This is a genomic window from Clostridium ganghwense, from assembly GCF_026735165.1.
In the GTDB taxonomy this organism is placed as follows: Bacteria; Bacillota; Clostridia; order Clostridiales; family Clostridiaceae; genus Clostridium_H; species Clostridium_H ganghwense.
The window spans coordinates 1-21,448 of sequence record NZ_JAPQES010000006.1 but is presented as its reverse complement, the minus strand read 5'-3'; the positions used below and the strand labels follow the sequence as shown (position 1 = coordinate 21,448).

19 protein-coding genes, 9 tRNA genes and 1 other annotated feature are annotated in these 21,448 nt (G+C 30.3%); all 28 genes read left to right on the top strand.

The genetic code is table 11. The annotated features are described in order from the left end of the window. Nucleotides 1-24: 24 nt before the first annotated feature. Entirely contained in the window at nucleotides 25-300 is a 276-nt protein-coding gene (locus OXH55_RS15195) for an HU family DNA-binding protein (protein ID WP_268050879.1), read from the top strand. 75 nt (nucleotides 301-375) lie between these two features. Then, a complete protein-coding gene (locus tag OXH55_RS15190; protein ID WP_268050878.1) occupies nucleotides 376-633 on the top strand; it encodes an RNA-binding S4 domain-containing protein in 258 nt (85 codons plus the stop codon). Between the two features lie 103 nt (nucleotides 634-736). Beyond that, nucleotides 737-1,027 carry a sporulation protein YabP gene (gene yabP, locus OXH55_RS15185; protein WP_268050877.1) on the top strand — a complete coding sequence of 97 codons (291 nt, stop codon included), beginning with the start codon at nucleotides 737-739 and terminating at the stop codon, nucleotides 1,025-1,027. Between the two features lie 5 nt (nucleotides 1,028-1,032). After that, complete coding sequence (gene yabQ / locus OXH55_RS15180) at nucleotides 1,033-1,428, top strand: spore cortex biosynthesis protein YabQ (protein WP_268050876.1); 396 nt, start codon at nucleotides 1,033-1,035, stop codon at nucleotides 1,426-1,428. Nucleotides 1,429-1,504: 76 nt separating this feature from the next. Then, nucleotides 1,505-1,771, top strand: coding sequence for an FtsB family cell division protein (locus OXH55_RS15175; RefSeq protein ID WP_268050875.1), 267 nt, complete (start codon nucleotides 1,505-1,507; stop codon nucleotides 1,769-1,771). Between the two features lie 72 nt (nucleotides 1,772-1,843). Further along, the gene (locus OXH55_RS15170; protein WP_268050874.1) at nucleotides 1,844-2,260 is read left to right on the top strand and encodes a S1 domain-containing RNA-binding protein; all 417 of its coding nucleotides are present in this window, start codon (nucleotides 1,844-1,846) and stop codon (nucleotides 2,258-2,260) included. A 132-nt stretch (nucleotides 2,261-2,392) separates the two neighbouring features. Further along, nucleotides 2,393-2,481: transfer RNA gene (locus OXH55_RS15165), tRNA-Leu, on the top strand. A gap of 5 nt (nucleotides 2,482-2,486) precedes the next feature. Continuing rightward, nucleotides 2,487-2,562 (top strand) — tRNA-Met (locus tag OXH55_RS15160). A 17-nt stretch (nucleotides 2,563-2,579) separates the two neighbouring features. Beyond that, nucleotides 2,580-2,656: transfer RNA gene (locus OXH55_RS15155), tRNA-Met, on the top strand. A 38-nt stretch (nucleotides 2,657-2,694) separates the two neighbouring features. Then, nucleotides 2,695-2,783, top strand: a tRNA-Leu gene (locus OXH55_RS15150). A gap of 5 nt (nucleotides 2,784-2,788) precedes the next feature. Further along, nucleotides 2,789-2,864: transfer RNA gene (locus tag OXH55_RS15145), tRNA-Met, on the top strand. 17 nt (nucleotides 2,865-2,881) lie between these two features. Then, nucleotides 2,882-2,958: transfer RNA gene (locus tag OXH55_RS15140), tRNA-Met, on the top strand. Nucleotides 2,959-2,996: 38 nt separating this feature from the next. Then, a tRNA-Leu gene (locus tag OXH55_RS15135) sits at nucleotides 2,997-3,085 on the top strand. A 5-nt stretch (nucleotides 3,086-3,090) separates the two neighbouring features. Then, nucleotides 3,091-3,166: transfer RNA gene (locus OXH55_RS15130), tRNA-Met, on the top strand. A 222-nt stretch (nucleotides 3,167-3,388) separates the two neighbouring features. Next, complete coding sequence (spoIIE, locus tag OXH55_RS15125) at nucleotides 3,389-5,788, top strand: stage II sporulation protein E (RefSeq protein WP_268050873.1); 2,400 nt, start codon at nucleotides 3,389-3,391, stop codon at nucleotides 5,786-5,788. Nucleotides 5,789-5,926: 138 nt separating this feature from the next. Continuing rightward, nucleotides 5,927-7,312 carry a tRNA lysidine(34) synthetase TilS gene (gene tilS / locus OXH55_RS15120; RefSeq protein WP_268050872.1) on the top strand — a complete coding sequence of 462 codons (1,386 nt, stop codon included), beginning with the start codon at nucleotides 5,927-5,929 and terminating at the stop codon, nucleotides 7,310-7,312. Between the two features lie 4 nt (nucleotides 7,313-7,316). Beyond that, nucleotides 7,317-7,856, top strand: a complete 540-nt coding sequence (hpt, locus tag OXH55_RS15115; RefSeq protein WP_268050871.1) for a hypoxanthine phosphoribosyltransferase — start codon at nucleotides 7,317-7,319, stop codon at nucleotides 7,854-7,856. Between the two features lie 86 nt (nucleotides 7,857-7,942). Further along, a complete protein-coding gene (gene ftsH / locus OXH55_RS15110) occupies nucleotides 7,943-9,808 on the top strand; it encodes an ATP-dependent zinc metalloprotease FtsH (protein WP_472924560.1) in 1,866 nt (621 codons plus the stop codon). Nucleotides 9,809-9,978: 170 nt separating this feature from the next. After that, the gene (locus OXH55_RS15105) at nucleotides 9,979-10,365 is read left to right on the top strand and encodes a thioesterase family protein (RefSeq protein WP_268050870.1); all 387 of its coding nucleotides are present in this window, start codon (nucleotides 9,979-9,981) and stop codon (nucleotides 10,363-10,365) included. Between the two features lie 168 nt (nucleotides 10,366-10,533). Then, a complete protein-coding gene (locus tag OXH55_RS15100) occupies nucleotides 10,534-12,204 on the top strand; it encodes a formate--tetrahydrofolate ligase (RefSeq protein ID WP_268050869.1) in 1,671 nt (556 codons plus the stop codon). Between the two features lie 196 nt (nucleotides 12,205-12,400). Then, the gene (locus OXH55_RS15095; RefSeq protein WP_268050868.1) at nucleotides 12,401-13,180 is read left to right on the top strand and encodes a type III pantothenate kinase; all 780 of its coding nucleotides are present in this window, start codon (nucleotides 12,401-12,403) and stop codon (nucleotides 13,178-13,180) included. 8 nt (nucleotides 13,181-13,188) lie between these two features. Further along, the gene (gene dusB, locus OXH55_RS15090) at nucleotides 13,189-14,157 is read left to right on the top strand and encodes a tRNA dihydrouridine synthase DusB (RefSeq protein WP_268050867.1); all 969 of its coding nucleotides are present in this window, start codon (nucleotides 13,189-13,191) and stop codon (nucleotides 14,155-14,157) included. 76 nt (nucleotides 14,158-14,233) lie between these two features. Then, nucleotides 14,234-15,055 carry a hypothetical protein gene (locus OXH55_RS15085; protein ID WP_268050866.1) on the top strand — a complete coding sequence of 274 codons (822 nt, stop codon included), beginning with the start codon at nucleotides 14,234-14,236 and terminating at the stop codon, nucleotides 15,053-15,055. Between the two features lie 132 nt (nucleotides 15,056-15,187). Further along, the gene (gene greA, locus OXH55_RS15080) at nucleotides 15,188-15,667 is read left to right on the top strand and encodes a transcription elongation factor GreA (protein ID WP_268050865.1); all 480 of its coding nucleotides are present in this window, start codon (nucleotides 15,188-15,190) and stop codon (nucleotides 15,665-15,667) included. A gap of 48 nt (nucleotides 15,668-15,715) precedes the next feature. Continuing rightward, complete coding sequence (gene lysS / locus OXH55_RS15075; protein WP_268050864.1) at nucleotides 15,716-17,248, top strand: lysine--tRNA ligase; 1,533 nt, start codon at nucleotides 15,716-15,718, stop codon at nucleotides 17,246-17,248. A gap of 76 nt (nucleotides 17,249-17,324) precedes the next feature. Then, nucleotides 17,325-17,399, top strand: a tRNA-Asn gene (locus tag OXH55_RS15070). 77 nt (nucleotides 17,400-17,476) lie between these two features. Further along, nucleotides 17,477-17,644, top strand: a binding site (T-box leader). Between the two features lie 52 nt (nucleotides 17,645-17,696). Continuing rightward, nucleotides 17,697-19,088, top strand: coding sequence for a glycine--tRNA ligase (locus OXH55_RS15065; RefSeq protein WP_268050862.1), 1,392 nt, complete (start codon nucleotides 17,697-17,699; stop codon nucleotides 19,086-19,088). A gap of 348 nt (nucleotides 19,089-19,436) precedes the next feature. Further along, entirely contained in the window at nucleotides 19,437-20,813 is a 1,377-nt protein-coding gene (gene murD / locus OXH55_RS15060; protein WP_268050860.1) for a UDP-N-acetylmuramoyl-L-alanine--D-glutamate ligase, read from the top strand. The last annotated feature ends 635 nt before the right edge of the window (nucleotides 20,814-21,448 follow it).

Here is a 21,448-nt window from a genome sequence, read left to right as displayed (position 1 = left end):
AATAATATTAAGGAGGTAACAAAAGTGAATAAAGCAGAATTAATAACAAGCATGGCAGAAAAAAGTGAATTAACTAAAAAAGATGCAGAGGTAGCTTTAAAAGCATTTATAGAAAGTGTTGAAGAAGCTTTAGAAAAAAGAGAAAAAGTTCAATTAGTTGGATTTGGTACTTTCGAAACTCGTGAAAGAGCAGAAAGAAAAGGAAGAAACCCAAGAACTAAAGAAGAAATAACAATACCAGCATCAACAGTTCCAGTATTTAAAGCTGGTAAAGAATTTAAAGATATAGTTAACAAATAATTTAAAATAAAAAACCTGGGTGTATATCTAGGTTTTTTATTTTTATAATAATGGTTAATGGATGGAGAGGAAGTTATGAGGCTAGATAAATATCTTAAAGTTTCAAGGATAATAAAAAGAAGAACTGTAGCAAAGGAAGCTTGTGAAAGTGGTAGAGTTTTTATAAATGACAAAGTTGCTAAGCCTAGTACAGAAGTTAATGAAAATGATATAATCGAAGTTAAATTTGCAAATAATTCATTAAAAGCTAAGGTTGTCAATATATCACATCATGTATCAAAGGCTGATGCAAAACTTATGTATGAGATGATAGCTGGACAAGAAGACAAGTAATTTACTGTCAATATCAATTTTACACCTATAATACTCTTCTCTTTATATAGTGCATATTGATTAATGTTTAGGCATATATATTTACATATAAGGAGGGGAGTTTATGGAAATAAAAAAAGAAAATATAGAGAATAAAAAGAGTAATTTAACTCTTGAAAATAGAAAGAAACTAGTATTGTCAGGAGTAGTTGAAGTTATATGTTTTGATGATAAGACAATAATGTTGGATACAACTCTTGGTACTTTAACTATTAAAGGACAAGAATTAAAGATGAATAAATTAGATGTGCAAAATGGAGATATTATAATATTAGGTCAGATAAATTCCTGTGTATATACTACAACTGAAAGTAAAAAAGATAAAGAAAGTATTATAGCTAGGCTATTTAGGTAGAAATTATGATTATTCCTATAAATGCACAAGTTAATTTAATAATTTATAGTATACTTGCAGGAGTACTCACAGGAATACTATTTGATATATACAGACTTATTAGAGGCTTTGAAAATCCAGATGTAATAATAACTTTAGTGGAGGATGTATTATTTTGGGTTTTTGCAGGTATATTAGTCTTTATTTTTTTGCTTTGTTATAGTTATGTATACATGGGCACCTACCTATACCTATATATTGCATTAGGTTTGTATATTTATATAAAATTCATAAGTAAATATTTCTTAAGAATCCAATTTAGACTTATGAAAATGCTATCTAAGATTTTTCGCATTATTAAAAATTTAATTATTTATCCCATTGATTTATTAATTTATAAGATTATTAACAAAAATAAATAAAAATTGCTTGAATAAAACGAAAAACAAAACTAAAATATATATATGAGTTAAAAATGAACTTTTAGAGGGTAAATTCATGAAAAAAAAGTTTAAGTTTAAAAGTATCATAATTATTTTTATAATATTTTATGTTTGTTATATGTTGATAAGTCAGCAAATAACCATAAAAAACAAAAAAGCTCAATTACAACAGTATAAAACTGAGCTGCAAGAAGTAAGTAAAGAACATCAAAGGTTAGTAGATGAAACGAAGATGTCTAAGACTTATAGATATGTGGAAAAACTGGCAAGAGAAAGGCTAGGTTTTATAAAGCAAGGAGAAAATGCAGTAATGCAAAAATAAAATTAGGTTTTAATTATTTAAGATATAAATTTATTATATTATATAAACAAATCAAGGAGGAATTTTATCAACATGGCCTTAAAATTAGGAAGTATTTTAGAAGGTACAGTAGTTAACATTACGAAATTTGGAGCATTTGTAGAAGTGGAGGGAAAGACTGGGTTAGTACACATATCTGAAGTCGCAGACACATATGTGAAAGACATAAGTGCACATTTAAAAGAACAAGACAAAGTAAAGGTTAAAGTAATTTCTGTTGATGATAATGGAAGATTGAGTTTATCAATAAAGCAAGCAATGGTAAAGAAAAAATCTTCAAAGCCTATAGAAATTGATTGGACTAAAGAAAAAACTAATAAGACTAGTAAGATAAGTGGTGGTAACTTTGAAGATGCAATATCTAAATTTTTAAAAGATAGTGAAGAAAGATTCCAAGACTTAAAAAAGCATCAAAATGTAAAAGGAAACAAATATGCTAAAAAAGGTTAATGGAGTATATAAAAGGACTAGAAATAGTCCTTTTAAATTTTTTAAAAAAAGTAGTTGACAGTTATATAGTATTGAGATATAATAGTTTATGTCGCTGAGGAACACCTCACACGACAGGAAAAATAGTAACACGCCGGAGTGGCGAAATCGGCAGACGCACAGGACTTAAAATCCTGCGGAGCTAACACTCCGTACCGGTTCAAGTCCGGTCTCCGGCACCAAATATCGCGGAGTGGAGCAGTTGGCAGCTCGTCGGGCTCATAACCCGAAGGTCGTAGGTTCAAGTCCTGCCTCCGCAACCATTAATTTTTAATAATGTGGCGGAATAGCTCAGCTGGCTAGAGCATTCGGTTCATACCCGGAGTGTCGTAGGTTCAAGTCCTATTTCCGCTACCATATTTAAAATTTAATAAATAAAAGTAATATTTAAATACGCCGGAGTGGCGAAATCGGCAGACGCACAGGACTTAAAATCCTGCGGAGCTAACACTCCGTACCGGTTCAAGTCCGGTCTCCGGCACCAAATATCGCGGAGTGGAGCAGTTGGTAGCTCGTCGGGCTCATAACCCGAAGGTCGTAGGTTCAAGTCCTGCCTCCGCAACCATTAGCTTTTAATAATGTGGCGGAATAGCTCAGCTGGCTAGAGCATTCGGTTCATACCCGGAGTGTCGTAGGTTCAAGTCCTATTTCCGCTACCATATTTAAAATTTAATAAATAAAAGTAATATTTAAATACGCCGGAGTGGCGAAATCGGCAGACGCACAGGACTTAAAATCCTGCGGAGCTAACACTCCGTACCGGTTCAAGTCCGGTCTCCGGCACCAAATATCGCGGAGTGGAGCAGTTGGTAGCTCGTCGGGCTCATAACCCGAAGGTCGTAGGTTCAAGTCCTGCCTCCGCAACCATTACTTTGACAATATGTCAGTTAAAATCCACAAATTAATTTGTGGATTTTTTTATGTTTAAATAAGTAAAGGTGAGATGAAAAAAATCATTATTGGTAATAAATTACAAAAAAATAAAAGAAAATGTCTTACGAAAAAATATAGCTTGTACCATTAAATTACATTTATTTCCAGGACGCTTTGTTATAATTATTATTATCAAAGAGCTTGGGGGGGATGTAAATGCAATATGGAGCTGATATATTTCCTTATAAAAGGTTTAAAAAAGCTAGTAAAGATAAAAAAGATAAAAAGAAAATTGAAACCACTGAATTACTAAGAGGCCTGATTTATTTTATGGTTTCTGTGTTAATAAGTAGAGTTTTATTACTTAATGTGGAAAATTCAATGGCGCCTTTTGGCGTAGCATTTTTGATAGCTATGTCCTTATATAAGGAAGAAAGTTCTTTTATTTCTACAGCATGTGGAACTTTAGCTGGGTACATTTCAATATATAGTAAGATTAATAATTTACCAGGATATTTAATAGTTATTGGAACTATTACAATTTCAGCGTATATGTTAGAAGGAAAAGCTAAGAAAGTGAGATTGTCAGTAGTTTTTAGTATAATATTTGCAGAATTGATAGCAAGTGAATTCTTAATAAGAAGTCTAACTATTAAAGTAGCTTTTTTAAGTTCTTTTCTTCAAATTATCTGTATAATTCCATTATATTTTATTCTTGAACGTTCTATAATATGCATTAAAAAATTTAGAACAAAACATTTATTTAGTAGTGAAGAAATTATTAGCATGACCATTGTATTTTCATTGATTATATCAGGAACATGGGGATTAAATATAGCATCAGTTTCTTTGAGAAATATTTTAGCTTTAACATTTATTTTAATGGTAAGTTATATAAATGGAAGTACAGTAGGAGCAGCTAGTGGAATTGCTGTTGGTGCAATTATAGGTATTTCATCTAATAATTTAATTATATTCGTAGGTGTATATGGATTATGTGGACTTATTGCTGGGATTTTCAAAGATATTGGAAAATGGATTAGTGGATTTGCTTATGGTATAACTTTTTTTATATTAATGTTGTATTCAAATATTGGATTAGAATTTAAATTTATAGAGATATTAGTAGCTGAAATAATTTTTTTAGTTATACCAAGTAAAATATATATGAAAATAAATTTAGAATTAGATTGGGAGAAAAAGCAAGAATATTTAAACAAAAACAGTGTTGATAAAATTAAAAATTTACTTCTTAAAAGATTAGATAATTTTTCTGATGTGTTGTATAATATGTCAGATACTCTGATTGATTTAGCTGATAATGATAAATTAGTGATGAAAAATAAAAGCACTGGATTAATTGAAAATCTTGCTGATAGAGTATGTAGTAATTGTAGTATGAATGATACATGTTGGAAAAAAGAGGCATACTACACTTATGCTGCTTTTGGAGAGCTTATACAAAATTCAGAAGAAGGTAAAAAGAATAAAATACCTAGAGAAATAGATAGAAAATGTATCAAAAGAAGTACATTATTAAAGAATACAGAAGATATAGTTAACAGCCACATAATAAAAGAAATGTGGAGAAAAAGATTAAGTGAAGGTAGAGAAATTTTAGCAGGACAAATAGATGGTATGGCTAATTGTTTGAAGGAAGTAATGGAGGAGTTTAATTCTGACGTAAAAATTGATAATGAAGCAGAAAAAAGGATTAGGAAAATTTTAGATAATAAGAGTATTAAGTTTAATGATATTTTCTGTTTCCGAGATAAGAATGATAGGTTGATAATAAAAATGTCTTTGAATTCTTGTGGAGGTACTCAACTGTGTGTAAAAAAGATACTGCCTTTAATGAATGAGGTTTCTGAAAGACTTATGTGTGTTAGTGATGAGGGATGTATTATAGATCCTGAAACTGGTGAATGTACTGTTACTTTTGAGGAAACACCCAAATTTTATGCAGCATCATATGCTAGTAGGCAGTGTAAAAATGGAGAAAAATACAGTGGTGATAGTTATAACTTTGGAAAAACCGTAGATGGAGGATATATGTGTGTTATAAGTGATGGTATGGGATCAGGACCAGAAGCGGGGAGAGAGAGTAAAGCTGCAGTTGAAATGATGGAGAAATTTACAAATGCAGGTCTAAGTAAAACTACAGCTATAAATACTGTGAATACAATAATGACTTTAAAATTTTCTGAGGATGAAAAATTTTCAACATTAGATTTATACAATTTAGATTTATATTCTGGAAATGTAAGTTTCATGAAGGTTGGTGCAGTGGCTAGTTTTATAAAATCTGGAAATAAGGTTGATGTAATAAGTTCTAGGAGTTTACCAATAGGTGTTTTAGATAAAGTTGATGTAGATGTGATTAATACGAAAATTAAAAACGGTGATGTAATTCTTATGTTAAGTGATGGTGTGTTAGATTATGATATAAATAATGCAGGAAAGGTTGAGTGGGTAGTTGACTACTTAAAAGAAAGTACTACTAATAATCCTAAGGAATTGGTAGATGGTCTTATTGAAAAAGCTAAAGAATTAAGTGGGGGAAAGGTTAAAGATGATATGACAGCCATAGTTTCTAAAATTTATAGTTTATATTAGCTTAAAAAATAGTCTATACTAGTAAAGTGGAGAATGATAAATTAATTAATTTTCATTCTCTACTATTATTTTATACTGAATAAGGATTCTATGATATAATAAAATGATGTTATAAAGCTATATGTAGGAGTGTTAAAAGTGATAAATAAAGTGATAGAAACTATACGAGAAAATAAAATGTTTAATAGAAGTGACAAGGTTGTAGTAGCCGTTTCAGGAGGACCGGATTCTATTTGCCTTTTACATATTTTATATACTTTAAAGAATGAGTTAGATATTACTCTAGTGGGTGCTCATGTTAATCACTGTTTAAGAGGAGAGGAAGCTTATAAAGATGAGGAATATGTTAAAGAATTCTGTAAAAGTATAGGGATAGAATGTTTTGTTAAAAGAGTTGATGTACATAAATTATCTAAGGAAAAAAATATTTCTTGTGAGCTGGCTGGAAGAGAAGTTAGATATGAATTTTTTAATGAAATTTTACATAAAATAGATGGTCAAAAAATAGCTGTAGCACATAATGCTAATGATCAAGCTGAAACTGTTCTTATGAGAATAATAAGAGGAACGGGAATGGAAGGCTTGGTAGGTATTAAAGCTGTTAGAGATGATATTTATGTAAGACCAATACTACATATAAGTAGAAAAGAAATAGAACATTATTGTCTGATTAATAATTTAAATGCAAGAATTGATAAAACTAATTTAGAAAATATATTTACAAGAAATAAGATACGTCTTGAATTGATTCCATATATAGAGCAAAATTTCAACAAAGATATAGTTAAGGTATTAAATAGGCTAGCTGATACAATGAAAAAAGATAATAATTATATAAATGAAGTTTCTTTGCAAAAATATAGAAAATATTGTAAAAGTAATAGAGAAAAGGTTATAATATATAAGGAAGCTTTTGAAGAAGATGAGTCTATTTTAACTAGAATAGTAAGAATGGCTTTAAATGACCTTAAAGGAGATCTACGTAATGTTGAAAAAATACATATTTATGATATTATAAATATTCAAAAACATTCTACAGGTAAGGTAATTATGCTTCCTAATAATATAGAAGTATTAAATAACTATGGAGATATACATTTATATATAAGAAAAAATAATAAAGTAAGTAACAATGAAGAGTATAAATTAAGTATAGATAATCAGAATAATTTAGAGGAAATGGGTTTAAATATAAGCTTGAGGTTAATAGAAGACGATATTTCTTTAGATTTAAAACCAAATAAGTTAATTAAATATTTTGACTATGATAAAATAAGTGGAGATATAAAATTAAGGTATAGGAAAAATGGGGATAAAATTACTCCATTAGGAATGAAAGGAAGTAAAAAATTAAAAGATTTATTTATAGATTTAAAAATTCCAAAAGATGAAAGAGATAATATACCTCTTATATGTTTTGGAGAAGAAATAGCTTGGGTAGTTGGATATAGGATAAGTAACAAATTTAAAACAGATGAAAACACCCAAAATATACTACAAATTAAAATTGAAAGAGAGGAATAATAGTATGAACAAAGACATTGAAAGAGTGTTGCTAAGTGAAGAAGAATTAAGTGAAAAAATAAGAGGAATTGGAAATAGGATTAGCGAAGATTATAAAGATAAAGATCTTATCCTTATTGGAGTACTTAAAGGATCGGTTCCTTTTATGGCAGAACTTATGAAGAGAATAAATATTCCTTGCAAAATGGATTTCATGGCTGTTTCAAGTTATGGTGATTCAAGTGAAAGCTCAGGTGTAGTTAGAATACTTAAGGATTTGGATTTTGAGATAGAAAATAAAGATGTGCTTATAGTAGAAGATATAATTGATTCAGGAATAACATTAAGATATCTAATAAACTATCTAAAGGCAAAAAATCCAACAAGTGTAGAAATAGCTTGTCTTTTAAACAAGCCTGAAAGAAGAGAAGTTGATATTGAAGTTAAATATTTAGGATATGATGTTCCTAACTACTTTTTAGTTGGTTATGGTTTAGATTATGCAGAGAAGTATAGAAACCTACCTTATATAGGAATACTAAAAGAAGAAGTTTACAAAAAATAATAATTACTATTATTGTAAAGGAAAATTCGATATGATAAAATTTTATGTAAAACTACTAGAATATGAAAAAGATGGGGGGCGTTAATGTGAAAAAAAGTGCAACAGCCTGGATAATTGTATTTATGATGGTTATACTAGCGGCTTTAGCGTTAGTTGAAACAAATAAAAATGCTAGTTTAATTTCATATGATCAATTCAAAAAATACTGGATAGAAGATAATGTATCTAGAGTTGAAGTTAAACAAGATAGAAGGACAGTCATTGGTGAATTAAAGGATAAAGACAAAACTCAATTTGAAGCGGTAATTCCAGAAAATCTGTTGATTGATCTTATAAATGATAACCCGGATATTAAAGTAGACGTTAGATTTGAAAGACCAACTTCAGTACCTATGTGGATAAATTGGCTTCCAACCATAATTTTAATACTTATGTTAGTCGGATTTTGGTTTATGTTTATGCAGCAGTCACAGGGTGGCGGTGGCAATAGAGGAGTAATGAATTTTGGTAAAAGTAGAGCTAAGATGGCCACGCCGGATAAACAGAAGGTAACTTTTAAGGATGTAGCTGGTGCAGATGAAGAAAAAGCAGAGTTAGAGGAAATAGTTGATTTTCTGAAGCAACCGAAACGATATTTAGAAATGGGAGCTAGAATTCCTAAAGGAGTGCTTCTTGTAGGACCTCCAGGAACAGGTAAAACTCTTCTTGCAAAAGCTATAGCTGGAGAAGCAGGAGTACCATTTTTTAGTATATCTGGTTCAGACTTTGTTGAAATGTTTGTTGGTGTTGGTGCATCAAGAGTTAGAGATTTATTTGAGCAGGCAAAAAAGAATTCTCCGTGTATAATATTCATTGATGAAATTGATGCGGTTGGTAGACAAAGAGGAGCAGGTCTTGGCGGCGGTCATGATGAGAGAGAACAAACTTTGAATCAATTGCTAGTTGAAATGGATGGATTTGGAGTAAATGAAGGTATAATTTTAATAGCTGCTACAAATAGACCAGATATATTAGATAAAGCACTTTTGAGACCAGGTAGATTTGATAGACAAATTTTAATAGGCGCTCCAGATGTAAAGGGTAGAGAAGAAATATTAAAAGTTCATATTAAAAGTAAACCATTGTCAGATGAAGTTAAACTTAATGTTTTGGCAAAAAGAACTCCTGGGTTTGTAGGAGCTGACCTTGAAAACTTAATGAATGAAGCTGCTTTACTTGCAGTTAGAAATGATAAAAAAGTAATAGGAATGGAAGAACTCGAAGAAGCTATAACTAGAGTTATAGCAGGACCTGAGAAGAAGAGTAGAGTTGTAGATGAAGAGGATAGAAAACTTACAGCATATCATGAAGCAGGTCATGCTATTGTTATGAGATTTACTCCACATTCTGATCCAGTTCATGAAATTAGTATAATTCCTAGAGGTATGGCAGGAGGATATACTATGCATCTTCCAGAAAAGGATACAGCTTATACTTCTAAATCAAAATTAAAAGATGAAATGGTTGGACTTTTAGGTGGAAGAGTTGCAGAAAAAATGATAATTGGAGATATTAGCACAGGTGCTTCTAATGATATACAGAGAGTTTCTATTGTTGCTAGAAAAATGATAATGGAATATGGTATGAGTGAAAAACTTGGAACTATAACTTTTGGAAGTGGCCATGATGAAGTATTCTTAGGTAGAGATATAGGAAAAGCAAAGAATTATAGCGAAGAAGTTGCTTCTGAAATAGATAAAGAAGTGAAAAGTTTAGTAGATGAGGCTTATAAAAGAGCAGAGAACATATTAAAAGAACATGAAGATAAGCTTCATGATGTAGCCCAAACGCTTCTTGAAAAAGAAAAAATTGGTGCAGAAGAATTTAATGCAATAGTAGAAGGAACCAATAATAAGAACGAAGAAGCTGTAGATAAAATAAATTTAATAAAAGAAGATACAACAGAAATATAAAAGTGAAAAGTATAGGGAGTATAATTGTGACCCTATACTTTTTGTTTTTTTTTAATTATAATTAAGGTATTAACGGTAAATAATTCTAATTTATATAGCTTTAAATTAAATAGATATAATAAAGTCATAGCTTTATTTATATATAATAATTATTTTGAAAGGGTGATTATATGGAACTTAATTTACAAGAAGGCACAAAAGGGATAATTGAAATTGTTGTAAAGGAAGATGATTCTGCGAAAAAAATAGGATCAGGATTAGTGGATGTATATGCAACACCTGCTATGATTGCATTAATGGAAAACACGGCTCAAACAAGTATAAAAGATAATTTACCAGAGGGACATGCAACTGTTGGTATAGAAATTAATGTAAAGCATATGAAAGCAACTCCAATAGGTATGAAAGTAAAATGTGTATCTACATTAAAGAAAGTTGAAGGTAAAAAATTACTTTTCGAAGTTGAAGCTTATGATGAAGTTGCAAAAATAGGAGAAGGAACACATACTAGATACATAATAAATGAAGAGAAATTTATTGAAAAAATTCAAAAATAATGATTTATAAAGGGATAAGTATGCAGGAATATGGGAACTATATATTCCTGCTAATTTTTATCTGACAGTTTAGTGAAACTAAGTTGCTGGATAATTTCAACTAACATTCAGAGGGAGTATGAACTCTATCTCAATCTAAGTTTTAATTAATAAAGGGGTGCTGTAAAGATGAAAAGTGATATAGAAATTGCACAAAGTGCTAATATGAAACCGATAGTAGAGATTGCTGAAAAAATAGGTTTAAAAGATGATGATATAGAGCTTTATGGTAAGTATAAGTGCAAGATATCATTAGATGTACTAAAAAGAGAAAATGATAAAAAAGATGGAAAATTAGTACTTGTAACTGCAATAAATCCAACACCAGCAGGAGAAGGTAAATCTACTGTTACAGTAGGACTAGGTCAGGCTTTATGTAAATTAAATAAAAATTCTGTAATTGCTTTAAGAGAACCATCTCTTGGTCCTGTATTTGGCATAAAAGGAGGAGCAGCTGGGGGAGGATATTCTCAAGTAGTTCCTATGGAAGATATTAATTTACATTTTACAGGAGATATGCATGCTATAACGGCAGCAAATAATTTACTTGCAGCAGCTATAGATAACCATATACATCAAGGAAATGCCCTTAGAATTGATTCAAGACGTATTATATTTAAAAGAGTTATGGATATGAATGATAGAGCTCTTCGTCATATTGTAGTAGGTATGGGTGGAAAACCTAATGGATTTCTTAGAGAAGATGGATTTATGATAACTGTTGCTTCGGAAATAATGGCTATTCTTTGTTTAGCAAATGACTTAATGGATTTAAAAGAAAGAATGGGAAATATTCTTATTGGATATAATCTTGATGGAGAACCTGTATATTGCAGAGAACTTGGAGTTCAAGGAGCTATGGGTCTTCTAATGAAAGATGCTGTAAAACCTAATCTTGTTCAAACTTTGGAAAATACCCCTGCAATAATTCATGGTGGACCTTTTGCAAATATTGCTCATGGATGTAACAGTATTTTAGCAACTAAAATGGCTTTGAAACTTGGAGACTATGCAATAACAGAAGCAGGATTTGGTGCTGATCTTGGTGCAGAGAAATTTTTAGATATAAAATGTAGATATGGAGAATTAAAACCTGATTGTGTTGTTATAGTTGCCACAATAAGAGCATTGAAGCATCACGGTGGAGCTTCTAAAGATGAATTAAGCAATCCGGATGTAGAAAAACTATCTAAAGGTATTGGTAACTTAGAGAAACAAATAGAAAATATTAAAAAATATGGTGTGCCAGTAGTAGTAGCTATAAATAAGTTTGTTACAGATAGCCAAGAAGAGGTAGAATATATAGAAAGTTTCTGTAATGACTTAGGAGTAGATGTTGCACTTGCTGAAGTATGGGAAAAAGGTGGAGAAGGTGGAATACCTCTTGCTGAGAAAGTTTTAAATGTATTAGAAAATAAAGAAAGCAGATTTAAATGTTTATATGAAAAAGAATTACCTATAAAAGATAAAATGAATATTATTGCTAGAGAAATCTATGGTGCTAATGGTGTTTCATATACTAAAGCAGCGGAAAAGCAAATTAAAGATATTGAAAAATTAGGATTAGCTAAGTTACCTATATGTGTAGCGAAAACACAATATTCTCTTTCTGATAATCCACAGCTTTTGGGAAAACCAAAGGATTTTGATATGAGTGTTAGAGAAGTAAGGGTTTCAAGTGGAGCAGGATTTATTGTAGTTTTAACAGGAAATGTTATGACTATGCCGGGGTTACCTAAGGTACCAGCTGCAAATAGGATGGATATATTAGAAGATGGAACTATAGAGGGACTTTTCTAGAAAAAGTTTACATTTTTTATATTAGGCTATGAATTTCAAGGAGTTTAGCTAGGTTAACAAGTGAATAGAATACATAAGTTTTACTTGACAAATTGTCACCAATTGTTAAAATTAAATTGATATTAAGGTGGCAATATGATTTGCTAAAAGAGCAGTTATATACTGCTCTTATAATTTTATTAAGGAGTGTATTGCAGTGATCTTTGTTTTAGATGCAGGAAATACAAACATTGTTCTAGGAATTTTTAAGGACAAGAAGCTTATTATGGAATGTAGGATAGGTACCGACGCTAAAAGAACTGCAGATGAGTACGGAATCCAAGTGTTAAAATTGTTTTCACATAATAATATAAAACCTTCTGATATAAAAGGAGTAATAATATCTTCTGTAGTGCCGAATATTATGTATTCAATTGAACATATGATAAGAAAATATTTCAAACTAAATCCTGTTGTAGTAGGACCAGGAGTAAAGACTGGAATAAATATTAAATATGATAATCCTAAATTTGTTGGAGCAGATAGAATAGTTAATGCGGTTGCATCCCATGAAATATATAAAAAACCTTTGGTTATAATAGATTTTGGAACTGCTACAACTTATTGTGCTGTAACAAAAAAAGGAGATTATTTAGGGGGAGCTATATGTCCAGGAATAAAGATTTCAGCAGATGCTTTATTTGAAAAAGCGGCTAAGCTTCCAAGAATAGAACTTATAAAGCCTAAACGTATTATAAGTAAAAGCACTGTTGCAAGTATGCAGGCTGGTATAGTTTATGGATATATTGGGCAAGTTGATTATATAGTTTCAAAGATGAAAAAGGAAATGGTTGCAATGGGAGAAGAAGAACCGTTCGTTGTAGCAACAGGTGGACTTGCAAAACTTATTGCTCAAGATTCAATAACTATAGATGAAGTGAATCCATTTTTAACTTTAGAAGGACTAAGAATAATCTATGAAAAGAATAAAGAGTAGGGATTAGAATGAAAATAGGAAATTTAGAATTTCACAATAGTGTATTTTTAGCACCTATGGCAGGTGTTACAGATATATCCTTTAGAGGATTATGCAAGGAAATGGGATGTGGACTTGTATATACAGAAATGATAAGTGCTAAAGGTCTTTATTATAATAGCAAAAATACAAAAGATTTACTTATGGTTAGTGATGAGGAAAAGCCTGTAGCGGTTCAAATATTTGGTAGTGAACCAAAGATTATGGCGGAGGCTTGTGAAGTATTCAACGATAATGATGATATTTGTATAATTGATATTAATATGGGATGTCCTGCACCCAAAATAGTTAAAAATGGTGAAGGTTCAGCACTTATGAAGAATCCTAAGTTAGCAGCAGAGATAGTAAAAGAAGTTAAAAAGGTCTCTAAAAAACCTGTAACTGTTAAATTTAGAAAAGGTTTTGATGAGGATAATATAAATGCTGTAGATTTTGCTAAAGCTATGGAACAGGCTGGTGCGGATGTAGTTGCAGTTCATGGTAGAACTCGTGCTCAAATGTACGAAGGAAAAGCAGATTGGGATATAATAAAGAAGGTGAAAGAGAATGTCAAAATTCCTGTTATCGGAAATGGAGATGTTTTTTCAGTGCAGGATGCACTAGAGATTACCAAACTTACTAGATGTGACGGAATAATGGTAGCTAGAGGAGCTATGGGTAATCCTTGGATTTTCAAACAGATAAGTGAAGCGCTGAAAGGTGAAAAAATTGTATATCCAAGTGATGAAGAAAAAATAGATATGTGCATTAGACATTTGAAAATTGCAATACATTACCATGGAGAAGCAAAGGCAGTAAGGGAAATGCGAAAACATATTGCATGGTATATAAAAGGTATTCAAAATTGTACGGACATTAAAAATAAGATTAATACAGAAAAAGAAAGTGAAAGTGTTATAAACATTTTAACTCAATATAAAAATATACTTAAGAAATAAATTTTTATTAAAAATGTAATTTATTATATACATAATTAATAGAATAAATGTATAAACAATAAGTTGTGGGTAAATAATGAATAAGGTTATATTTATAAATTGTAATTTACAGAAAATATATAATGACAATAGTCTTTGGGGAAAGATAAAGGATAAAATCTATACTAGATATATAGGTGAAAGTTTTATAAAAGAATTAGGGGTTTGTGTATCACAAGTAAAACTTCCTCCTAATTTTAATGAATATGCTTTTAAAAGAAATGTATATAATATCAATAAAAGGCTTAGAACTGATAACTCAAGTTTAGCCCTTAAAACTTTTAGAAAAATGGATTATTATTTTTATAGTGATTCTCAAAAAAAAATATTTGCCTACAGTGTAGTAAAAAGCATGCAGCTAATTCTTATGACTAGAAAGAAGAGTATTAAACAAAATTGTATTTTAGTCTATGATGCAGCAGATGATATAAATAAATATATAATTTTTGAACTAGCTAAAAAAGCAAGATGGTTGATATTATTATCGAATAATATAAGGAAAAGTAGGGTATTATGTGAATATATAGTATCAAATTATGGAATTTCACCTATAGTGACGAATGATTTTAAGTTTGCACTTAATAGTTCTGATTTCATAATTACATCAAGACCTTTAAAGATTTCAAGAGAATGTCCTATATGGTATTTAGATAACATGTATATTCCAAGAGAACCTAAGGATTTAATAGTTAATGAGGTAACTTATTTTACACCTTGGAAAATAGAGGGGGTGAATGTTACCCCAGAATTATTAGGAAGTATATTTAATGGAACTAAGACTAATGATGTAGAAGAATTATTAAAAGAAAATGGAGTTTTTTTAGAGGAAATTAAATTTGAAAAGTATAGTGGATTATAACACTATGTGTTATGGAAAAAACTTCAAGAGAGATGTTGACTTTAAAAAACTACTGTTTTATAATAACTTAAATAGTTGCATGTAAAGTAATATAGAAATTTTAAATAAATTATATTCGAAGGGGAGTAAAAAATGAGTGATTCAAAACAATATATTATGACCGCTGAAGGTGTAGTAAAATTAGAGGACGAATTAGAATATCTTAAATCGGTTAAAAGAAAAGAAATAACTGAGAAAATAAAGGTTGCTCTTTCTTATGGAGATTTAAGTGAAAACTCAGAGTATGATGAAGCTAAAAATGAACAAGCTTTTGTTGAAGGTAGAATAGTACAGCTTGAAAATATGCTAAGAAATGCAAAAGTTGTTGACGAAAGTGAAATATCATCAGAAACTGTAAGCGTTGGTTCTTTTGTAATGGTAAAGGACTATGATTTTGATGAAGAAATTGAATTTCACATAGTAGGCTCTGCAGAAGCTGATCCAATGGAAAATAAAATTTCAAATGAATCACCAGTAGGTAATGCTCTTATAGGTAAAAAAGTTGGAGATGTAGTTGATGTACCAGTACCTGATGGAGTAAGTAAATTTGAAATTTTGGAGATTAGAATATAAACTATAGAGTAGTAGAATAACTACAACTGAAAATGGAGGGATGCACTAATGGCGGAAAAGCAATTGACAAAGGAAGAAATTAAACAAAGAAGGTTAGAAGAAAAACAAGTAGCGGAAATGAATAATTTACTTAGAGAAAGAAGACAAAAATTATCTACTTTACAGGAAGCAGGTAAAGATCCTTTTGATGTATATAAAGTAGAAAGAACTCATACATCACAACAAATTAAAGATAATTATGATGAGCTTGAAGATAAAAATATAACTATAGCTGGTAGACTTATGTCTAAGAGGGTGCACGGAAAAGCTGGATTCTCTGATGTTCACGATAGATATGGAAAAATGCAGTTATACATAAAGATAGATAATGTTGGAGAAGAAAAATTAAAAGAATATAAAACTTTTGATATTGGTGATTTTGTATCAATAACAGGTACAGTATTTAAAACTAGAACTGGAGAAGTTACTATTCAAATAAAAGATTTTCAACTTTTAACAAAATCTTTAAAGCCACTTCCAGAGAAATTCCATGGATTAAAAGACCCAGATTTAAGATATAGACAAAGATATATAGACTTAGTAATGAATCAGGAAGCAAGACAAACACTTATGAAGAGAACGGCTATCATAAAAGCTATGAGAGAATTCTTAGATAATAGAGAGTTTATAGAAGTAGAAACACCTTCACTTTCACCTATAGCTGGTGGTGCTGCAGCTAAACCATTTATAACACATCATAATGCATTAGATGTTGATATGTATTTAAGAATAGCACCCGAGTTATACCTAAAAAGACTTATAGTAGGTGGATTTGAAAAAGTATATGAAATAGGTAAAAACTTCAGAAATGAAGGTATAGATATAAGACATAATCCGGAGTTTACTTCTATAGAATTATATGAAGCATATTCTGATTATAATGATATGATGGAAATTACTGAGAATATGGTAGCGTATATCTGCGAAAAAGTTAATGGAACAACTAAAGTTGTATATGAAGGTACAGAAATAGATTTTGCTCCACCATGGAGAAGACTAACTATGGCAGATGCAGTTAAAGAATATGCGAGTATTGATTTTAATGAAATACAAACAGATGAAGATGCTAGAAATTTAGCTAAAGAAAAAGAAATAGAACTAAAGAAAGAACTTAAAGACTGTACAAAGGGAGATATTTTAGTAGCTTTATTTGAAGAATATGCAGAAGAGAAATTAATGCAACCTACTTTTATATGTGATTATCCAGTAGAAAATTCACCTCTTACTAAGAAAAAGAGAGGTAATGCAGAATTAACTGAGAGATTTGAAGGTTTTGTATATGGTAGAGAGCTTTGTAATGCATACTCAGAATTAAATGATCCTATAGTTCAAAAGGAAAGATTCCTTCAACAGCTAAAAGAAAGAGAACTTGGTGATGATGAAGCATATATGATGGATGATGACTTCATAAATGCTTTAGAAATAGGTATGCCTCCAACAGGTGGTATGGGAATGGGAATAGATAGACTTGTAATGTTCTTAACTGATTCTCACTCAATAAGAGATGTAATATTATTTCCAACAATGAAGCCAACAAAATAAATATTATGCAAGGTATTTGTAAAAAATACCTTGCATTTTTTATAGATGAATGATATAATATCAATGTATTAAACGTTCCGCGATAGCTCAACGGTGGAGCACTCGGCTGTTAACCGATAGGTTGAAGGTTCGAATCCTTTTCGCGGAGCCATTTTTTTATTTTTTGCAAAAAACACTTGACAATTATTTGTAATTTGATAGAATAATTTTTAAGGATAACTTAATATTAAGCTCACAATGATAAAGAAGAGTAGTAATAAATTCTTTTAAGAGAGGCTGTGGTTGGTGAAAATAGCTAAAGGGTTATTATGAAGGGAGCTTTGGAGTGATGTAGTTTTTGAGGAGGGCTAATGCCAAAAAGGGTGGAACCGCGGAAGTGTAAATTTCGTCCCTTTAGGTGGATAGGTCTTTTTTTTATAGGAAAAATTAACTTATAGGAGGTAGAAAAATGGCTTTTGAGAAAACAATGGATAAGATAGTTTCATTATGTAAAAGCAGAGGATTTATATTTCAAGGATCTGAAATATATGGAGGACTTGCAAATTCATGGGATTATGGTCCTTTAGGAGTAGAATTTAAGAATAATGTAAAAAAAGCTTGGTGGAGAAAGTTCATACAAGAAAGTCCATACAATATAGGTCTTGATTCTAGTATACTAATGAACAAAGAAGTTTGGGTAGCTTCAGGTCATATTGGAGGATTTTCAGATCCATTAATGGATTGTAAGGAATGTAAAGCAAGATTTAGAGCAGATAAAATAATAGAAGACCATATGGCTTCTAACGGTGTTGATGATGTTAGTGCTGATGGTTGGACTAATGAAGAGTTAAAGAAGTACATAGATGATAACAATTTAGTTTGTCCTAAGTGTGGAAAGATGAATTATACAGATATAAGAAGATTTAACCTTATGTTTAAGACTTTCCAAGGGGTAACAGAAGATTCAGCTTCAGAAATATATTTAAGACCAGAAACAGCACAAGGTATCTTTGTTAACTTTAAAAATGCACAAAGAACTTCAAGAAAGAAAGTTCCATTTGGTATAGGACAAATAGGTAAATCTTTTAGAAATGAAATAACTCCAGGAAACTTTACTTTTAGAACTAGAGAATTTGAACAAATGGAGTTAGAATTTTTCTGTGAACCAGGAACGGATATGGAATGGTTTAGATATTGGAAAGATTATTGCTGGAAGTTCTTACTTAATTTAGGAATGACTGAAGAAAATTTAAGATTTAGAGATCATTCAGAAGAAGAATTATCTTTCTATAGTAATGCAACTTCAGATGTTGAATTCTTATTCCCATTTGGATGGGGTGAACTTTGGGGTATTGCAGATAGAACTGATTATGATTTAAAACAACATATGGAGCATTCAGGTCAAGAGTTAACATACTTAGATCCAACTACAAATAAAAAATATGTTCCATATGTTATCGAGCCATCATTGGGAGCTGATAGAGTAGCTTTAGCATTTTTAGTAGATGCTTACGATGAGGAAGAGCTTGAAAATGGAGATACTAGAAAAGTTCTTCATTTCCATCCAGCTTTAGCACCATTCAAAGCAGCTATACTACCTTTATCTAAGAAGCTTTCTGAAAAATCTTTGGAAGTTTATGCTAAATTAAGCAAGAAATTTAATATCGATTATGACGAATCAGGAAGTATTGGTAAGAGATATAGAAGAGAAGATGAAATAGGAACACCTTATTGTATTACTGTAGATTTTGATACTTTAGAAGATAATACTGTAACAGTAAGAGATAGAGATACTATGGATCAAATAAGAATTAGTATAGATGAATTAGAAAAATTCTTAGAAGAGAAAATAGAATTTTAATTAAATTTGAGATTAAATATAAAAAAGCTGCTGAATTTTCAGCAGCTTTTTTATTTCAAAGAATAAAAAAAACACCGGAAAGCATCCGGTGAAAATAAGGTTTATAATGGGGATATGTTATGCGTCTAATTAAATTTGGGGAATTAATTATCGATTTCTCACGACACCATGCTAGTATATCATAAGGATATATTAGTTATCAATAGGATATATTAAAGTTTTTATTTTCTAATAATTTTGAAAAGAGATTATGTGGAAAAACATTAAGTATATGCAACAAAATAAAGAAAGTGTTATAATTGAATGGAATAAAACAGTATAAATTAAAGCATTACTGGGGGTTTTTTTATGAAAAACGATTTTCAAGATTTCAAGGAATTTATAGAAGGTAAAAAAGTAGCTGTAGTTGGTATAGGGATAAGTAATATTCCTTTAATTCATTTTTTGCATAAGTTAGGAGCGAAAGTAACTGCTTTTGATAAAAAAGATGCAGAAAAGCTTGGACAAATAGGAAAAGAATTTAAGATGAAGGGTATAGGTTTAGAACTTGGAGAAAATTACTTAGATAATTTAACAGGTTTTGATGTAGTTTTTAAGACACCTTCAATGAGAATAGATAATCCTGCTTTAGTAAAAGTGAAGGGGGAAGGGGCATATATTACATCAGAAATGGAGGAGTTTGTAAAATATTGTCCTGCAAAAATTTTTGGAGTTACAGGAAGTGACGGTAAAACAACAACTACTACATTAATTTATAATATGTTAAAATCTGAAGGGTATAAAACATGGGTTGGTGGCAATATTGGTAATCCTCTGTTTGCTAAAATAGAAGAGATGAAAAAAGATGATAAGGTAGTTTTAGAATTGTCTAGTTTTCAACTTATGACTATGAAAGTGCATATTGACTGTGCATTAATAACTAATATTACCCCTAATCATTTAGATGTTCATAAAGATATGGAAGAATATATTGAAGCCAAGAAGAATATTTTTAAGGTTCAAAAGGAAAATGATTTATTAGTTTTGAATAGAGATAATGATATAACTAACTCTATTGTAAATGAGGCTGGAAGTAAAGTGATGCAATTTAGCATAAAAGAAAAAATAGAAAACGGAGCTTATTTTGAGAATGATAAGCTGTTTTTAAAGGGAAAAGAAGTATGTAGATTAGAAGAAATAAAATTAAAAGGTATGCATAATGTAGAAAATTTACTAGGAGCTTTTTGTGTTATTTCAGAGGAAGTAAGTGTAGAAATAATGAGAGAAGTTGCTACTACATTTACAGGAGTAGAACATAGATGTGAATTTGTAAGAGAATTAGATGGTGTAAAATATTATAATGATTCAATAGCATCAAGCCCAACAAGGACCCTTGCAGGTCTTAATGCGTTTGAAAAACCAGTTATATTAATTGCTGGTGGATATGATAAAAAAATACCTTTTGAGCCTTTAGCGAAAGAAGGATATACTAATATAAAAGCATTAGTTTTAGTGGGAACTACAAAAGAAAAGATAAAAGAAGCTTTTGAAAAAGTTATTAAAGATAAAGGTGTGCAATTGCCTATAGTTATAGCTGATACTTTTGAAGATGCTGTATATAAAGCTAAGGGATTAGCTTCAGAAGGTGATGTTGTAACTTTATCGCCGGCATGTGCTAGTTTTGATTTGTTTCCTAACTTTGAGATAAGAGGAAATAGATTTAAAGAAATAGTTAATGAACTATAGAATAAAATTGTTTAACAATTTTATTCTAGTAACTAGTAGCCAGATGTCAGTAATCAGTGAAGAAAGTTTTACTAAGGTAAAACCTAAAGTTAAATAAAGAGTAAGAACATAGATATCCTCTATATTCTTGCTCTTTTTTATGTTTGTTTTTATTCAATTTAATTTCTTTAATTTCCTTTTGATTTTTCTTTCTAGCTACTGGTTACTGGTCACTGGCTACTAAAAAGCTAAGTCTACATTCCCGGGAGTATCAATATGCGAAAAACATAGAAAATGATCGAAATTAAGATTAAATATAATGTATTTTAATATAATCAGTATAAATAAAAATACACTTGTACATTTATTTTGATAAGATATTCCTTGTCGTCGCGAGAGTGGCGATGAGGAAACAACAAAGTATGAATTTAAGGGTTTGAGAAAATTCAAAAGATTCAAAAAAAGTTGTTGACAAGAAAAAGTTCAGGTGATATACTGAATAAGCTGTCGCAAGACGGCGATGAAAAATTTGGTCTTTGAAAATTAAACAGAAGTAAGGAAACACAGTCAGTCAATAAATTTGAGTAAAGATTAAACTTTTAAATTGAGAGTTTGATCCTGGCTCAGGACGAACGCTGGCGGCGTGCCTAACACAT

Coding starts and splice junctions, on each gene's coding strand:
- spoIIE (WP_268050873.1), top strand. CDS start 3,389: ATGCAATATGGAGCTGATATATTTCCTTATAAAAGGTTTAAAAAAGCT.
- yabP (WP_268050877.1), top strand. CDS start 737: ATGGAAATAAAAAAAGAAAATATAGAGAATAAAAAGAGTAATTTAACT.
- murD (WP_268050860.1), top strand. CDS start 19,437: ATGAAAAACGATTTTCAAGATTTCAAGGAATTTATAGAAGGTAAAAAA.
- OXH55_RS15190 (WP_268050878.1), top strand. CDS start 376: ATGAGGCTAGATAAATATCTTAAAGTTTCAAGGATAATAAAAAGAAGA.
- OXH55_RS15065 (WP_268050862.1), top strand. CDS start 17,697: ATGGCTTTTGAGAAAACAATGGATAAGATAGTTTCATTATGTAAAAGC.
- dusB (WP_268050867.1), top strand. CDS start 13,189: ATGAAAATAGGAAATTTAGAATTTCACAATAGTGTATTTTTAGCACCT.
- lysS (WP_268050864.1), top strand. CDS start 15,716: ATGGCGGAAAAGCAATTGACAAAGGAAGAAATTAAACAAAGAAGGTTA.
- yabQ (WP_268050876.1), top strand. CDS start 1,033: ATGATTATTCCTATAAATGCACAAGTTAATTTAATAATTTATAGTATA.
- greA (WP_268050865.1), top strand. CDS start 15,188: ATGAGTGATTCAAAACAATATATTATGACCGCTGAAGGTGTAGTAAAA.
- hpt (WP_268050871.1), top strand. CDS start 7,317: ATGAACAAAGACATTGAAAGAGTGTTGCTAAGTGAAGAAGAATTAAGT.
- OXH55_RS15170 (WP_268050874.1), top strand. CDS start 1,844: ATGGCCTTAAAATTAGGAAGTATTTTAGAAGGTACAGTAGTTAACATT.
- OXH55_RS15085 (WP_268050866.1), top strand. CDS start 14,234: ATGAATAAGGTTATATTTATAAATTGTAATTTACAGAAAATATATAAT.
- OXH55_RS15100 (WP_268050869.1), top strand. CDS start 10,534: ATGAAAAGTGATATAGAAATTGCACAAAGTGCTAATATGAAACCGATA.
- OXH55_RS15175 (WP_268050875.1), top strand. CDS start 1,505: ATGAAAAAAAAGTTTAAGTTTAAAAGTATCATAATTATTTTTATAATA.
- OXH55_RS15105 (WP_268050870.1), top strand. CDS start 9,979: ATGGAACTTAATTTACAAGAAGGCACAAAAGGGATAATTGAAATTGTT.